At 71.6% G+C, this 15434-nt stretch carries 15 protein-coding genes; 9 read left to right on the top strand and 6 right to left on the bottom strand.

Features of this window, described 5'->3' with window-relative positions; translation table 11 throughout:
* Positions 1-194: 194 nt before the first annotated feature.
* Positions 195-752 (top strand): hypothetical protein, encoded by a 558-nt coding sequence (locus ACFVH5_RS10635; protein WP_385833167.1) that lies wholly within the window; start codon positions 195-197, stop codon positions 750-752.
* Between the two features lie 23 nt (positions 753-775).
* On the opposite strand, the gene ACFVH5_RS10630 is transcribed toward ACFVH5_RS10635, so the two are convergent.
* On the bottom strand, positions 776-1882 hold the full coding sequence (locus ACFVH5_RS10630) for an adenylate/guanylate cyclase domain-containing protein (protein WP_384800459.1): 1107 nt from the start codon (positions 1880-1882) through the stop codon (positions 776-778).
* 473 nt (positions 1883-2355) lie between these two features.
* Entirely contained in the window at positions 2356-3270 is a 915-nt protein-coding gene (locus ACFVH5_RS10625) for a biotin--[acetyl-CoA-carboxylase] ligase (protein ID WP_385833166.1), read from the bottom strand.
* Positions 3271-3406: 136 nt separating this feature from the next.
* Between ACFVH5_RS10625 and ACFVH5_RS10620 the strand changes: the two genes are divergently transcribed.
* On the top strand, positions 3407-5005 hold the full coding sequence (locus ACFVH5_RS10620; protein ID WP_385833165.1) for an acyl-CoA carboxylase subunit beta: 1599 nt from the start codon (positions 3407-3409) through the stop codon (positions 5003-5005).
* Between the two features lie 35 nt (positions 5006-5040).
* Positions 5041-5250, top strand: a complete 210-nt coding sequence (locus ACFVH5_RS10615; protein WP_384800037.1) for an acyl-CoA carboxylase epsilon subunit — start codon at positions 5041-5043, stop codon at positions 5248-5250.
* Positions 5251-5302: 52 nt separating this feature from the next.
* Here the strand turns inward: ACFVH5_RS10615 and ACFVH5_RS10610 are convergent, their stop codons facing one another.
* Positions 5303-6451, bottom strand: a complete 1149-nt coding sequence (locus ACFVH5_RS10610) for an SGNH/GDSL hydrolase family protein (protein ID WP_385833164.1) — start codon at positions 6449-6451, stop codon at positions 5303-5305.
* 175 nt (positions 6452-6626) lie between these two features.
* Between ACFVH5_RS10610 and mmpB the strand changes: the two genes are divergently transcribed.
* Both mmpB and ACFVH5_RS10600 read left to right on the top strand, forming a co-directional pair.
* A complete protein-coding gene (gene mmpB / locus ACFVH5_RS10605; protein ID WP_107020342.1) occupies positions 6627-6755 on the top strand; it encodes a morphogenic membrane protein MmpB in 129 nt (42 codons plus the stop codon).
* Positions 6756-6788: 33 nt separating this feature from the next.
* Complete coding sequence (locus ACFVH5_RS10600; protein ID WP_385833163.1) at positions 6789-7409, top strand: Maf family protein; 621 nt, start codon at positions 6789-6791, stop codon at positions 7407-7409.
* A 50-nt stretch (positions 7410-7459) separates the two neighbouring features.
* Here the strand turns inward: ACFVH5_RS10600 and ACFVH5_RS10595 are convergent, their stop codons facing one another.
* Complete coding sequence (locus ACFVH5_RS10595) at positions 7460-7984, bottom strand: hypothetical protein (RefSeq protein WP_385833162.1); 525 nt, start codon at positions 7982-7984, stop codon at positions 7460-7462.
* Between the two features lie 373 nt (positions 7985-8357).
* Here ACFVH5_RS10595 and ACFVH5_RS10590 point away from each other — a divergent pair, with 373 nt between their 5' ends.
* Positions 8358-10130 (top strand): acetyl/propionyl/methylcrotonyl-CoA carboxylase subunit alpha, encoded by a 1773-nt coding sequence (locus ACFVH5_RS10590; RefSeq protein WP_385833161.1) that lies wholly within the window; start codon positions 8358-8360, stop codon positions 10128-10130.
* 225 nt (positions 10131-10355) lie between these two features.
* The gene (locus ACFVH5_RS10585; protein WP_385833160.1) at positions 10356-10922 is read left to right on the top strand and encodes a TetR/AcrR family transcriptional regulator; all 567 of its coding nucleotides are present in this window, start codon (positions 10356-10358) and stop codon (positions 10920-10922) included.
* 49 nt (positions 10923-10971) lie between these two features.
* Here the strand turns inward: ACFVH5_RS10585 and ACFVH5_RS10580 are convergent, their stop codons facing one another.
* Together ACFVH5_RS10580 and ACFVH5_RS10575 are read right to left on the bottom strand one after the other, a co-directional pair.
* The gene (locus ACFVH5_RS10580) at positions 10972-11934 is read right to left on the bottom strand and encodes a DeoR/GlpR family DNA-binding transcription regulator (RefSeq protein WP_107020346.1); all 963 of its coding nucleotides are present in this window, start codon (positions 11932-11934) and stop codon (positions 10972-10974) included.
* 245 nt (positions 11935-12179) lie between these two features.
* A complete protein-coding gene (locus ACFVH5_RS10575; protein WP_107020347.1) occupies positions 12180-13628 on the bottom strand; it encodes an NAD(P)H-quinone dehydrogenase in 1449 nt (482 codons plus the stop codon).
* 140 nt (positions 13629-13768) lie between these two features.
* On the opposite strand from ACFVH5_RS10575, the gene ACFVH5_RS10570 reads away from it, so the two are divergent.
* Together ACFVH5_RS10570 and ACFVH5_RS10565 are read left to right on the top strand one after the other, a co-directional pair.
* Positions 13769-14206, top strand: a complete 438-nt coding sequence (locus ACFVH5_RS10570) for a gamma-glutamylcyclotransferase (RefSeq protein WP_107020348.1) — start codon at positions 13769-13771, stop codon at positions 14204-14206.
* 123 nt (positions 14207-14329) lie between these two features.
* The gene (locus ACFVH5_RS10565; RefSeq protein ID WP_385833159.1) at positions 14330-15154 is read left to right on the top strand and encodes a purine-nucleoside phosphorylase; all 825 of its coding nucleotides are present in this window, start codon (positions 14330-14332) and stop codon (positions 15152-15154) included.
* The last annotated feature ends 280 nt before the right edge of the window (positions 15155-15434 follow it).

Raw genomic sequence — 15434 nt, 5'->3', positions numbered from 1 at the left:
CCGCTGTTTTTCAGCCCGTCCGGCGTTTGAGGACGAGCGCGGAGCGCGATCAGGGGGCGAGGGGCGCAGCCCCATGCGGTGACGGGGAGGGTAGGGGCGGCGGGGGCGAGGAAACCCGTTCGGGTGACGCGTCCGTGCAGATCGTCCGCAACCCCACGCGCGTGCATAACCTGCGCACCGGGGGAGGGATCAGCATGACGACCACCGCAGCAACGACGGACCCAACAACCACAGCGGCAGCGCCCCGTGGACGCCACCGCAAACCCCGCCCCCACCGCACCCTCCTCACGGTCAGCGGCCTCGCCCTGGCAGCAGGCGCGCTGGGCATGCTGCGGCTGGCGGCGGTCCCCACCCCGTCGGAGGCGCACGGCGCACACGCGGAGGCGACGGCCCTGGATCCCACCGCGTCCACGACCCCCGAGGCCCCGTCGGCCGGACCGCCGACGACCGCGTCCCACTCCGTCACGACCCGTACGACCCGCACACCCCCGAAGCCGGCGCGATCGAACCCACCGAGCCCGACAGCACCGGCACAGGCACCCGCACGGGCGCAGGCACGGACAACCGCCCCTCCGCCCGTCCACCCCTCTCCCCCATCCACATCCACGCCGACCCGCCCCATCACCGTGGAGACGCCCCCGGCACGCGTGGCAACCCCTGCAGCCCCCGCATCGACGCCCCCACCCCCGGGCCCGCCCGACGCCATCTGCGTACCGATCGTGGGCCTGTGCCTCGACAGCGACGGCACATAGGTGAGGAGGACCGGCGAGAGCTCTCAGCCCCGCCGGCTCATCAGCCAGGGCTCGACCACGCCGAGGCCACGGACCGCCCGCTGCCACATCGGCTGGATTCCGAAGCGGTACGCCGGCGGCTCCTCGCCCTCCTTCTCCGCGGCGACGGCCTCCTCGACGGCCACGGCCTCGGAGGCGGGGGCGTCGCCCGTGCGGATGAGTTCCTCCGCGAACGCCCCGTCGACCAGGACCGCGTCCTTGGGGGCTATCGACGTCAGCCGCGACGCGAGGTTCACGGTCGTGCCGAACACATCGCCCATGCGTGTCGTCACCGTGCCGAACGCGATGCCCACCCGCAGCTCGGGCATCGTCTCGTCGTTGGCCATCGTCTCGATGAGGCGCAGCGCGATCTCGGCGGCGATCCCGGCGTCGTCGGCCGCGTACAGGACCTCGTCGCCCAGGGTCTTGATGAGCCGTCCCCCGTGGGCGGCGACGAGGTCGGCGGCGGTGGTCTCGAAGGCCTCGACGAGTTCGCCGAGTTCCTCCTCCTCCATGCGCCGGGTCAGGCGGGTGAAGCCGACGAGGTCGGCGAAGCCGACGGCCAGGCGCCGGTCGACCATCTCCTCGTCGTCGGCGGCCTGCACGACCCGCCCGGTCGCGGCGGCGAGCTGGCGCCGCCAGACGTAGATGAGGAACTCCTCCAGCTCGGGCAGCAGCAGCTCGATCAGGGGGTACGTGACCTCGGTGCGCGTCATGCCCGGCTCGGGCGGCTCGGTGAGGCCCTCCAGGAACGAGTCGATCTGCCATTCGGCCAGCCGGGCCGTGGTCTGGCCGGTGGAACGGGCCACCTGGACCGCCATCGCCTCGCTGAGCAGCCCCGCCTCGACGAGTCCGGCCAGCCGTCGCAGGGCCAGTACGTCCGCCTCGGTCAGCGCCTTGGCCTGGCCGATGTCGGCGAAGCCCATGGCCCGCCAGAAACGGGAGGCCAGTTCCATGGAGACGCCCGCGCTGCGGGCCGCCTGGAAGGGGGTGTAGCGGCGCTCGGCGCCGAGGATGAGCTGTTCGAGCCGGAGCGCGAGCGGGTCGTCGTCGGACTCGGCGCCGGGCTGGTCGGTCCGGCCGTCCGGCCCGCCCGTCCGGCTGTTCTGCACGTCGGTGCGGCTGTCCCGCACATCCGCCCGGCCGTTCTGCACGTCGGTCCGGCCGTCCTGCGCGTCCACTGGGTCCTGTTCCTCTTCCTCCACGCGCGCGTGGAGCTCGGCGCGGTCGACCCGCGCGGCCGCCGTGTCGGCGACAGACCCGGCGGCACGCCCCGGCTCCCCGTCGGAGGCGGGGTCACCCGTGCCCGAACCGCTGTCGTCGACCGTCACGCCTGATGCCCTTCCGATCTGCCGCGGTCAGGTATCGACCGGCCTCAACTCTACGGCAGGTGTGCTGTGGCTCACTCCCGACTGCCGAGGCCGGACGGCCCATGACCCACTCCGTCCCCGTACGTCCGGCGGCCCGCTCCCGGCCCGCCCCCTGTCGTACGGCCAGGGTGCGCCCCGTGCTCACCACCGGCACGAACAGGCACGCCACGCGGGGAACGCACGGAACGCCCCGCGTACCCCGCTGGGCACGTCCGTCACTCGCTTCCCGGGGATCCCGCCGATCCCGCCGGGCGCAGGTGCACGATGTCCCCGGCGCCCACGGGCTGCTGCACCCCTTCCGCGGTGGCGAGCACCAGTCGACCGTCGCCGTCGAGGGCGACCGCCTCGCCGGTGATCGAGGTGTTCCCGGGCAGTTCGGCCCGTACCTCCCGGCCGAGCGTCGCGCAGCCGGCCGCGTAGGTGTCCTGAAGGCCGGACGCGGCGGGGTCGCCGGCCACGCTCCGCCACTTCTCGAACCATTGTTCGAGCGAGCGGAGGACGGTCCGCAGGATGGTGTCCCGGTCGGTGGTCGCCGCGCCCGCGAGGGCGAGTGATCCGGCGCCCGGGACGGGCAGCTCGTCGGCACGGAGGGTGACGTTGATGCCGATGCCGACGACGACCGCGTCGTCCCCGGCGCGTTCGGCGAGGATGCCGCCGACCTTGCGCTCCTCGCCCTCCACCGTCACCAGCAGATCGTTGGGCCATTTCAACGCCGTGTCCACGCCGGCCGACCGCGAGAGCCCCGTCGCCATCGCGACCCCCGCGAGGAGCGGCAGCCAGCCCCACCGTTCGACGGGGACGCCGGTGGGCTTCAGCAGCACGGAGAAGAAGAGGCCCGAGCGGGCGGGCGCCGTCCACCGCCGGTCCAGGCGCCCCCGTCCGGCGTCCTGCTCCTCGGCGATCAGGACCGTGCCCTCCGCGGCCTTGCCGGCCACGGCGAGGGCGACGAGGTCGGAGTTGGTGGAGCCGGTACGGGCCACCACCTGGACGTCGGACCAGAGCCCTCCGCGCCCTCCGTCGCGCACGAGCGCGCGGCGCAGCGCCACGGCGTTGAGCGGCGGACGGTCCAGGTCGGACCACCGATTGCTGTGCGCGTTGCTGTTCGCGTCTGAGTCATCTCGCGGCGTCATGCAACCCACCCTAGGTGTGGTAAACGCCGCACTGCCGAACGGTAGGCACGCCACTACGCTACGGATGAGTAGCCAACCCCCCTTCTGAGCACCTCACCCTCACGTCCCCACTGAGCAGGCAGGGAGCCGCATCCCGATGTCCGAGCCGGAACAGCAGCACGAGATCGACATCCACACCACCGCGGGCAAGCTCGCGGATCTGCGGCGCCGCATCGACGAGGCGACGCACGCCGGCTCGGCACGCGCCGTCGAAAAGCAGCACGCCAAGGGCAAGTTGACGGCCCGTGAGCGGATCGAGCTGCTGATGGACGAGAACTCCTTCGTCGAGTTCGACGAGTTCGCGCAGCACCGCTCGACGGACTTCGGGCTGGAGGACAACCGCCCGTACGGGGACGGGGTGGTGACCGGCTACGGCACGGTGGACGGCCGTCCGGTGGCCGTGTTCTCGCAGGACTTCACGGTCTTCGGCGGCGCCCTCGGCGAGGTCTTCGGCCAGAAGATCATGAAGGCGATGGACTTCGCGCTGAAGACCGGCTGTCCGGTCATCGGCATCAACGACTCCGGCGGCGCCCGCATCCAGGAGGGCGTGGCGGCGCTCGGCATGTACGGCGAGATCTTCCGCCGCAACACGCACGCCTCGGGTGTGATCCCGCAGATCAGCCTGGTCGTCGGCCCGTGCGCGGGCGGCGCGGTCTACTCGCCCGCCATCACCGACTTCACGGTGATGGTCGACCAGACCTCGCACATGTTCATCACCGGACCCGACGTCATCAAGACGGTCACCGGCGAGGACGTCGGTTTCGAGGAGCTGGGCGGCGCGCGCACGCACAACGCGGTGTCGGGCGTGGCCCACCACATGGCGGGCGACGAGAAGGACGCGATCGAGTACGTCAAGTCGCTGCTGTCCTACCTGCCGTCGAACAACCTCAGTGAGCCGCCCGCCTTCCCCGAGGAGGCGGACCTGGCGACGACGGACGAGGACCGTGAGCTGGACACGCTGATCCCGGACAGCGCGAACCAGCCGTACGACATGCACACGGTGATCGAACACGTCCTGGACGACGCCGAGTTCTTCGAGACGCAGCCGCTGTTCGCGCCGAACATCCTCACCGGCTTCGGCCGCGTCGAGGGGCAGCCGGTGGGCATCGTCGCCAACCAGCCGATGCAGTTCGCGGGCTGCCTGGACATCGACGCGAGCGAGAAGGCGGCCCGCTTCGTGCGCACCTGCGACGCCTTCAACGTCCCCGTCCTCACCTTCGTGGACGTCCCCGGCTTCCTCCCGGGCGTCGACCAGGAGCACACGGGCATCATCCGCCGGGGCGCCAAACTGATCTACGCGTACGCCGAGGCCACCGTCCCCCTGATCACGGTGATCACCCGCAAGGCCTTCGGCGGCGCCTACGACGTCATGGGCTCCAAGCACCTGGGCGCGGACCTCAACCTCGCCTGGCCGACGGCCCAGATCGCCGTGATGGGCGCGCAGGGCGCGGTGAACATCCTGCACCGGCGCGCCATCGCGGCCACCCCCGCCGACGAGCAGGAAGCCACCCGGGCCCGGCTGATCCAGGAGTACGAGGACGCGCTCCTCAACCCGTACACAGCGGCCGAGCGCGGTTACATCGACGCCGTGGTCCTGCCCTCGGACACCCGCGCCCACGTCGTACGCGGTCTGCGGGCCCTGCGCACCAAGCGGGAGTCCCTGCCGCCGAAGAAGCACGGCAACATCCCCCTCTAGCCAGTACGCCGGTCGTCGAGAACGGGAGCGGTCTCATGAACATCAAGGTCGTACGGGGCAACCCGACCCCCGAGGAGCTGGCCGCCGCCCTGGCGGTGGTCAGAGCACGCGCCGCGGCGGCGGAGACACCCCCGCCCGGCGCGGCACGGCACAGGGACGCCTGGTCGGACCCGTCCCGAGTGGCCCAGACCCGCCTCCCGTCCCCGGGCCCCCAGTCCTGGTCCCACACCTTCTGGCCCCGCTAGGGCCCCGTAAGGGGCGCGGGGAACGGCGCGACCAGCCCCCACCGGCCCGCAGTCAAAGAACCACCCCCACGGCTTCGGCCATCACCTCGTACCCGAGATCATTCGGGTGCAGGTGATCGCCGAAGTCGTACACCCCACGCAGCGCATCGGGCGCCGCGGGATCGGCGAGCGCCCGATGGAGATCGACCACGGCGTCGTACTCCCCCGAGCGGCGAACCCATTCGTTGAACTCGTGACTCACCTTCGCCGCCCGCTCCCCCCAGTGATCGGACCCCGCGAAGGGCAGCAGCGTCGCCCCGACCACCCGCAGGCCCCGCCGCCGCGCCTGCCGTATCAACTCCCGGTGCCCCGCGACCAGCTCACCCGCCTCGACCAGCGGCGCGGGCCGATAGGTGGGCTCCGCCGCCCCCTCGCTGAACCCGATGTCGTTGAGCCCGAGCAGCACGACGAGGGTGTCGACGCCGGCCAGGGAGAGCACGTCCCGCTCCAGCCGGTGGACGCCCTTCTCCCCGTACCAGGCCGAGTCGTTGAGCAGCAGGTTCCCGCCGATGCCGGCGTTGAGCACGGGCCGCCCGGTGCGGGCGGCGAGGGCGTCGGACCATCTGCGGTTCGCACCGGGCGTGGACCCGAACCCGTCGGTGATCGAGTCGCCGAAGAGCGCCACGCCGTCCGTGCGCCCGGCAGAGACGTCGACCGCGGTCAGGAAGTACCAGGACTCGCTGACCTCGTCGAAGCCCGCGCCCCCGGTGTCCGCCAGGAGGTCGCCGGCGCCGCGGTAGCTGGTCGCGAAGGCCTGCGCGTGGAAGGTGGCGGGCCCGGTGGCGGCGTCGAGGTGCAGGGTGACGGTCACGGACTCCCCGGCGGCCACGGCGAACTCGGCCGCGTCGCCGACGGTCTCGCCGCGCGCCGGGATCTCGACGGACCCGGCCCCGCCGAAGGCGAGCCGCACCGGCTCGGCCAGTACGGCGGCACCGGCGGCACCCGTACCGACACCGGTGGCCGTACGGGCGAGGGTCGCGCCCGCGATCCGCAGCGGCGAGGTCCCGTACGCGTTCGAGAGGCGGATGCGGACGCGGTCGCCGCCCGCGGAGAGGCGGACGACCTGCCGCAGCGACTGGCGCCAGAAGCCCTCCTGCGACCAGTTGGGGGTGAAGCCGGTGCTGGGCGACTGCGGAGAAGCGGTCCAGGCGGTGGTGAACACAGCGGTTCCCTCCAGTTCCTCAGGGGACTCCAACCTCTAATGGGATTGCAGTCCCTTTAGTGACGCCGGGAACGGTAGCAGGAATCGGCTCCCTAATGGAACCAGCGACCCTTTTGGTCAAGATGAGTACGCGTACTCAGGCGTCCGGAGCCGTGCCGGAGTCACGATCGGAGACATGCTGTGGTCCGACCCGGAGAACGAGCCGCCGAAGGAGCTGCGCGACATGCAGGACATGTTGCGGCGGCTCGGCGTTCTGATGGCGCTGGCCGTGGTGTTCGCGATGATCATCCTCGGCCTCATGTGAAACCGGCCGGCAGGGTCTCGCTACGCTGACCGCATGACTGATCAGCCACGCCGCAGGCTCGTTCTCGCCTCCCAGTCCCCCGCCCGGCTCGGACTGCTGCGGCAGGCCGGACTCGACCCCGAGGTCATCGTCAGCGGAGTCGACGAGGACGCCGTGAGCGCCCCGACCCCCGCCGAACTGGCGCTCGCCCTCGCCGAGGCGAAGGCGTCCGTGGTCGCGGCCCGGCCCGAGGTCGCCGGCGCCCTGGTGATCGGCTGCGACTCGGTGCTCGAACTGGACGGCGTGGCGTACGGCAAGCCGGCCGACGCCGAGGAGGCGACCGCGCGCTGGAAGTCGATGCGCGGCCGGGCGGGCATCCTGCAGACTGGCCACTGCGTGTGGGACACGGCGGCCGGCCGTCACACCTCGGGGGTCGCGTCCACCGTCGTCCGCTTCGGCGAGCCGACGGACGCCGAGATCGCCGCGTACGTCGCCTCGGGCGAGCCGCTGCACGTGGCCGGCGCGTTCACGCTGGACGGCCGCTCGGCCCCGTTCGTCGACGGCATCGACGGCGACCACGGCAACGTCATCGGACTCTCGCTGCCGCTGGTGCGCCGCCTGCTGGCCGAACTGGGCGTCGGCATCACGGACTTGTGGACCCCGCGCGAGAAGTAGGACTCACTGGGGCAGGTAGGGGGCGGTTCAGGAACGGGCCCGGAGACAGGTCAGGAGACGGAAGGCGCCGGGGGCGGAGGCAGCACACCGTCCCCGGAACCGCCGGCGCTCCCGGGGCTCCCCGGACCCTCGTGCGGTCCGGCGTCCGGTCCCGCGTCCGGCTTCGCGTCGGGCCTCGTGGCCTCCAGACGGTCGTACGTCATGAAGATGAGCACGATCAGTCCGAGCACGACCATCATGAAGGCGAACGCGCCCCAGCCCACCAGGCCGACCGTGAACGCGCCGAGCAGGGCGTGCACCACCGCCGCGCTGATCAGCAGGATGCGGCCGATGCCCGCGGGCGCGCGGTCGCGCAGGCCGACGCGCAGCGCGGTGAAGCCGCAGAGCGCGAAGTAGAGGCCGAAGACCAGCCCGGCGACCTTCGACGACGTGGACATCACGTCCGGGTCGAGCCCCGCCAGGGACATGTCCTGCCGGTCGACGACGACCCCCATGAACCAGTTGACCCACGCGATGCCCACCGCCTCCACGAAGAGCACGATCGCGGTCACCCATGCCACCGGTCTGCGGACCACCGGCCCCCACCCACTTTCGACTTCCGCCCGAGCAGGGCCGCTGTTACCTCAAGTATCCGTACGCCAGCGAGCACGCTACTAACGAGTAAACCCAGGGACAAGGGATCTGCGGAGGGCAAAGAATCGTTGGGCCATTCGTAGGGTCTCCACAAAGAAACCGAGTGGCGCGCAGCACGGACTCACAGAGACCTTGGCCACACCGGAGAGCTAGGGTTCAAGGCAAGCCCCCTGCGTACCGAGGTAGGGCAAGGGAAATCGCGGGCGAGCAAGCCTTGTATCACGCTCCGTGTGGGCAAGCTCACCATCGGGGACGGGTCGAAACGACGTGTCGGCAGTCCCTAAACTCGGCTTGTTTCAAGGAGAGGGAGCCAACGTGCGCAAGGTGTTGATCGCCAACCGTGGCGAAATCGCTGTTCGTGTCGCCCGGGCGTGCCGAGACGCCGGCATCGCGAGCGTGGCGGTGTACGCCGAGCCGGACCGGGACGCACTGCATGTGCGTGCCGCGGACGAGGCGTTCGCGCTGGGCGGTGACACCCCCGCGAGCAGTTACCTGGACTTCGCCAAGGTGCTGCAGGCCGCCAAGGACTCCGGGGCGGACGCGATCCATCCCGGATACGGCTTCCTCTCGGAGAACGCCGACTTCGCCCAGGCCGTCCTGGACGCGGGCCTGACCTGGATCGGCCCGCCGCCGCAGGCGATCCGCGACCTCGGTGACAAGGTCGCGGCCCGGCACATCGCGCAGCGCGCGGGCGCTCCGCTGGTCGCCGGTACGCCGGACCCGGTGCCCGGCGCGGACGAGGTCGTCGCCTTCGCCCGGGAGCACGGCCTGCCCATCGCGATCAAGGCGGCCTTCGGTGGTGGCGGTCGCGGTCTGAAGGTGGCCCGCACCCTCGAAGAGATCCCCGAGCTGTTCGACTCCGCGGTGCGCGAGGCCGTCGCCGCCTTCGGCCGCGGCGAGTGCTTCGTGGAGCGCTACCTCGACAAGCCGCGGCACGTGGAGACCCAGTGCCTGGCCGACTCCCACGGCAACGTGGTGGTCGTCTCCACCCGTGACTGCTCCCTGCAGCGCCGCCACCAGAAGCTGGTCGAGGAGGCGCCCGCGCCGTTCCTCTCCGACGCCCAGGTGGCCGAGCTGTACGCGTCCTCCAAGGCGATCCTCAAGGAGGCCGGGTACGTCGGCGCCGGGACCGTCGAGTTCCTGGTCGGCGCGGACGGCACGATCTCCTTCCTGGAGGTCAACACCCGTCTGCAGGTCGAGCACCCGGTCACCGAGGAGGTCTCCGGCATCGACCTGGTCCGTGAGATGTTCCGGATCGCCGACGGCGAGGAACTGGGCTACGACGACCCGCCGCTGCGCGGCCATTCCTTCGAGTTCCGCATCAACGGCGAGGACCCGGGCCGCGGCTTCCTGCCGGCCCCCGGCACGGTGACCACCTTCGCCCCGCCGTCGGGCCCCGGTGTCCGCCTGGACGCGGGCGTGGAGTCCGGCTCGGTCATCGGCCCGGCGTGGGACTCGCTGCTCGCCAAGCTGATCGTCACCGGCGCCACCCGCGAGCAGGCCCTCCAGCGGGCCGCGCGCGCCCTGGAGGAGTTCACCGTGGAGGGCATGGCCACGGCCATCCCCTTCCACCGCGCGGTGGTCGCCGACCCCGCCTTCGCCCCCGAGCTGACCGGCTCCGCGGACCCCTTCACGGTCCACACCCGCTGGATCGAGACCGAGTTCGTCAACGAGATCCCGGCCTTCACCGCACCCGCGGACGCCGACACGGATGACGAGCCGGGCCGCGAGACGGTCGTCGTCGAGGTCGGCGGCAAGCGCCTCGAAGTCTCCCTGCCGGTCTCGCTGGGCATGTCCCTGGCCCGTACGGGACTCGCGGCGGGCGCCAAGCCCAAGCGGCGCGCGGCCAAGAAGTCCGGCCCGGCCGCCTCCGGCGACACCCTCGCCTCGCCCATGCAGGGCACCATCGTGAAGGTGGCCGTCGAGGAGGGCCAGGAGGTCAAGGAGGGCGACCTGATCGTGGTCCTGGAGGCCATGAAGATGGAACAGCCCCTGAACGCCCACCGCTCGGGCACCATCAAGGCCCTCGCGGCAGAGGTGGGCGCGTCCCTCACCTCAGGCGCGGTCATCTGCGAGATCAAGGACTGACCCGAGCCCAACCCGTCATGACGAGGCGCCCGGCAACCAGGATCCCCTGTGTGCCGGGCGCCTCGGGTTACGGGCCCCGAAGGGCGCCCCGTCAGGGGCGCGGGGAACTGCGCGACCAGCCACATACGGCCCGCGGCACCCGGCCGGTGGTCATGGGGCAGACGGAAAGGGTTCGGGGTCGGCCCATCGCCGCCCGAAGGACCGAGGAGAGGGTAGGTAGGACACATGGCCAACCCCCCGGCAGGGATGCGCGCCGACGCCCGCAGAAACCACGACCGCCTCATCACCGAGGCACGAACCACGTTCGCGCAACACGGCGCCGACGCCTCACTGGAGGACGTGGCGAAACGCGCGGGCGTAGGCATCGGCACCCTCTACCGCCACTTCCCCAACCGCCACGCCCTGCTGAACGCGGTCTTCGCGGACGCGGTCAGCGACCTGCTGACCCGCTCACGCGAACTCCTCGACGCCCCGAACCCGTGCACGGCGCTCGTGGAATGGCTGCGCGCCGTCATCACTCATGCGAGTGAGTACCGCGGACTGTCACGCGCGCTCATGTCGGCGTCGCACGACGACGCTTCGGCGCTCGCGCAGTGCAGCGGCCCGATGCGTGAGGCGGGCAGTGCCCTCCTCACGCGCGCGCAGAACGCAGGCTCCGTACGTACCGGTGTCGCCATCGGCGATCTTCTCCAGCTGACCAGCGCGATCGCGCTGGCCGCCGAAGAGACCCCGGGCGACCCGGAGTTGGCCGACCGCATGCTGGCGCTGACGCTGCGGGGCCTCAAGGCCTGACCTTCTGACGTACGGACTGGACCGCCGTCCGTCAGCCACGACTCCGTTGTCAGCGTCTGCGCATGTCGGCGACCCGCGCCCGCTCGCTCTGGGCCTGATCGCCCAGCACCGCCGCGGCGCTGCGCAACTGCGGTCCCGCACCGGGCACCTGACCGCGTCGGGGGCCGGGCAGCGGCACGTCCCGGCGTGGCGGCTGGCGCCCCGCCGGGACCGTATCGCCGCCCGAACCACCCGCTCCCGCCACCGCGATCTGTACGCCCTGGTCTGCCAGGGCCTGCAGTTCGGTGGCCGCGCGGTCGTCCTGGGCCGGCGGCTCGTCCGTGACCAGGCGGGTGATCACATCGGTCGGCACCGTCTGGAACATCGTGTCGGCGCCGAGCTTGGTGTGATCGGCCAGGACGACGACCTCGGCGGCCGCCTGGACGAGCGCGCGGTCGACCGAGGCCGACAGCATGTTGGAGGTGGACAGGCCCCGTTCGGCGGTGAGCCCGCTTCCCGACAGGAAGGCCCGGGAGACCCGCAGCCCCTGGAGGGACTGTTCGGCCCCGCTGCCGACCAGGGCGTAGTTGGAACCGCGCAGGGTGCCGCCGGTCATCACGACTTCCACCCGGTTGGCATGGGCCAGCGCCTGGGCCACCAGCAGGGAATTGGTGACGACGGTCAGCCCCGGCACCCGCGCGAGCCGGCGAGCCAGCTCCTGCGTGGTGGTTCCCGCCCCCACCACAATGGCCTCGCCCTCTTCGACGAGACCCGCGGCGAGGTCGGCGATGGCCGTCTTCTCTGCGGTCGCGAGATGAGATTTCTGCGGAAAGCCGGACTCCCGCGTGAACCCGCCCGGCAATACCGCACCGCCGTGTCGGCGGTCGAGGAGTCCTTCTGCCTCCAGTGCGCGCACGTCCCGCCGTACGGTCACTTCGGAGGTCTGGACGACGCGGGCGAGCTCACGGAGCGACACGGCTCCATTTGCTCGCACCATTTCGAGGATCAATTGACGACGTTCTGCAGCGAACACGAAACTGACAGTAACCCCAACGACCGTCTGCTTTCAGCAGTTTGCGCCGAATAACAGAAGTTGTTCGCATGGCACTACCCGGAGTGGTATACGCGCCTAATCCGGGCGCCTATGCCGCATGAATGGTCGGCGACTCCCCGTGACCAGAGGGGCGCCCGATCCGCGTGACCAGCAAAAACCGTTCGTGGCACCGGTTTCCGTGCCGCGGCGGCCAGGCTCGCGGACCCCGCGCCGACCGCCGGTGCTCAGCCCTCGCCCGTGGACTTCCGGGTGTGCAGCTGACGGGCCACCTCGGCGATGGAGCCCGAGAGGGACGGATACACCGTGAAGGCCTTCGCGATCTGCTCGACGGTCAGGTTGTTGTCGACCGCGAGGGAGATCGGGTGGATGAGTTCCGAGGCGCGCGGCGCGACGACCACACCGCCGACGACGATCCCGGTGCCCGGACGGCAGAAGATCTTCACGAAGCCGTCCCGGATGCCCTGCATCTTGGCGCGCGGGTTGCGCAGCAGGGGCAGCTTCACGACCCGGGCGTCGATGACGCCGCCGTCGACGTCCGACTGCGAGTAGCCGACGGTGGCGATCTCGGGGTCGGTGAAGACGTTCGACGAGACCGTCTTCAGATTGAGCGGCGCGACCGCGTCGCCGAGGAAGTGGTACATCGCGATACGGCCCTGCATGGCGGCCACGGAGGCGAGCGCGAAGATCCCGGTGACGTCACCGGCCGCGTACACGCCGGGGGCCGTGGTCCTGGAGACCTTGTCGGTCCAGATGTGCCCGGACTCCTGGACCTTGACCCCGGCCTCCTCCAGGCCCATGCCGTCGCTGTTGGGGATGGCGCCGACGGCCATCAGACAGTGCGAGCCGGTGATGACGCGGCCGTCGGCGAGCGTCACCTCGACCCGGTCGCCCACCCGCTTGGCGGACGCGGCGCGCGAACGGGCCATGACGTTCATGCCGCGCCGCCGGAACACGTCCTCCAGGACGGCCGCCGCGTCCGGGTCCTCGCCCGGCAGCACGCGGTCGCGGCTGGAGACGAGCGTGACCCGCGAGCCGAGGGCCTGGTAGGCGCCGGCGAACTCGGCGCCGGTGACACCGGAGCCGACCACGATGAGCTCCTCGGGGAGCTCGTCGAGGTCGTAGACCTGCGTCCAGTTCAGGATGCGCTCGCCGTCAGGCTGCGCGTCGGCCAGTTCGCGGGGGTGCCCGCCGGTGGCGATGAGCACGGCATCGGCGACGAGCGTCTCCTCGCTGCCGTCCGCGGCCCGCACGACGACCTTGCGCGAGCCGTCCAGGCCCTGCATGCCCTCCAGCCGGCCGCGACCGCGCAGCACCCGCGCCCCGGCACGCGTCACGGAGGCCGTGATGTCGTGGGACTGGGCGAGCGCGAGGCGCTTCACCCGGCGGTTGACCTTGCCGAGGTCCACGCCGACGACGCGCGCGGGCTGGTCGATGTGCGGGGTGTCGTCGGCGACGATGATCCCCAGTTCCTCGTACGAGGAGTCGAAGGTGGTCATCACCTCGGCCGTCGCGATGAGGGTCTTGGACGGCACGCAGTCGGTGAGCACCGACGCACCGCCCAGGCCGTCGCAGTCGACGACGGTCACCTCCGCGCCGAGCTGCGCTGCCACCAGGGCCGCTTCGTATCCGCCGGGTCCGCCGCCAATGATCACGATCCGAGTCACGTACTCCATTGTCCCGCACGCTTCAAGGTGCTTCCGCACGGGGGCGCTGTCCGGGTGTCGCGGGCGGACGATCGGGGTGGCACGGGTGTGCGATACGGGGCCGCGGTTACGGGAGAGTCACATGGGTTCGCTGCCGTACCCTCGGTCCCATGTCGCTCTACGCCGCGTACGCCGGCAATCTCGACCCGCGGCTCATGACGCGCCGCGCACCCCATTCGCCGCTGCGCGCCACGGGGTGGCTCAACGGCTGGCGGCTGACGTTCGGCGGCGAGCACATGGGCTGGGAGGGCGCGCTGGCGACGATCGTCGAGGCCCCGCGCTCGCAGGTCTTCGTCGCCCTGTACGACATCGCTCCCCCGGACGAGGAGTCCCTGGACCGCTGGGAGGGTGTCGGCCTCGACATCTACCGGCGGATGCGCGTACGGATCCACACGCTGGAGGGCGAGGAGTCGGCGTGGCTGTACGTCCTCAACGGTTACGAGGGAGGGCTCCCCTCCGCCCGCTACCTCGGCGAGCTGGCCGACGCGGCGGAGTCGGCGGGCGCCCCGCACGACTACGTGATGGAACTGCGCAAGCGCCCCTGCTGACCCTCGGGACACGTCCCGGAACATGCCGTCGGCGGGTTTCGTCGGAAACAACAAGACAACGATCGCAAACCCGTGACCATCAACATCTACGCGCGTAGGCCGCGAGCGGCTACCCTCATGCGCGTGAACGCATCTCTTCTTCCGGACGACATCCAGGGCGACCCGTACGCCGCCGCCGACGCCGCCGCCGCGCGCCTGCGGGAACTCTCGGGCGCCGAGACCCACGACGTCGCCCTCGTGATGGGCTCCGGCTGGGCTCCGGCCGTGGACGCCCTCGGCGCTCCCGAAGCCGAGTTCCGGGTCACCGATCTGCCCGGCTTCCCGCCGCCGGCGGTCGAGGGGCACGGCGGCACGGTCCGCTCCTACCAGATCGGCGACAAGCGGGCGCTGGTCTTCCTGGGCCGCACCCACTACTACGAGGGCCGCGGGGTCGCCGCCGTCGCGCACGGCGTCCGGACGGCCGTGGCCGCCGGCTGCAAGACCATCGTGCTGACCAACGGCTGCGGTGGGCTGCGCGAGGGCATGCGGCCCGGGCAGCCGGTCCTCATCAGCGACCACATCAACCTCACGGCGACGTCCCCGATCGTCGGCGCGAACTTCGTCGACCTGACGGACCTGTACTCGCCGCGGCTGCGGGCGCTGTGCAAGGAGATCGACGCGACGCTCGAAGAGGGCGTGTACGCGCAGTTCCCCGGCCCGCACTACGAGACGCCTGCGGAGATCCGGATGGCCCGCGTGATCGGCGCGGACCTGGTGGGGATGTCGACCACGCTCGAAGCGATCGCCGCGCGGGAGGCGGGGGCGGAGGTGCTCGGCATCTCGCTCGTCACCAACCTCGCCGCGGGGATGACGGGCGAGCCGCTGAACCACGAGGAGGTGCTCCAGGCGGGCCGCGACTCGGCGACGCACATGGGTGCCCTCCTCACGCAGGTCCTGGCCCGGCTGTAGCCCTGTCCCCGGGGGCTGCGCCCCCGGCCCCCCTGCCGCGCTGACGCGCTCGTCCTCAGACGCCGGACGGGCTGAGAGATGCGCGGCCGGCCCGAACGACGCCGAACGCGGCGCGCAAAGGATTTCGCGGCCAAGGCGCCACCGGATCGGCGACGGGCCCGAAATGCCGGGGCGCAGCCCCGCATTTCAGGGGCGCGGGGAACGGCGCGAGCAACCCCCACGGGCCCGCGGACAAACCCATGGGCCGGGGCCCGGGGAACGGCGCGACCGGCCCCACCGG

The organism is Streptomyces sp. NPDC127119, assembly GCF_042677425.1.
In the GTDB taxonomy this organism is placed as follows: Bacteria; Actinomycetota; Actinomycetes; order Streptomycetales; family Streptomycetaceae; genus Streptomyces.
Note: the sequence above shows the minus strand (reverse complement) of the source record. Positions and strands in the feature narration are given on the sequence as shown.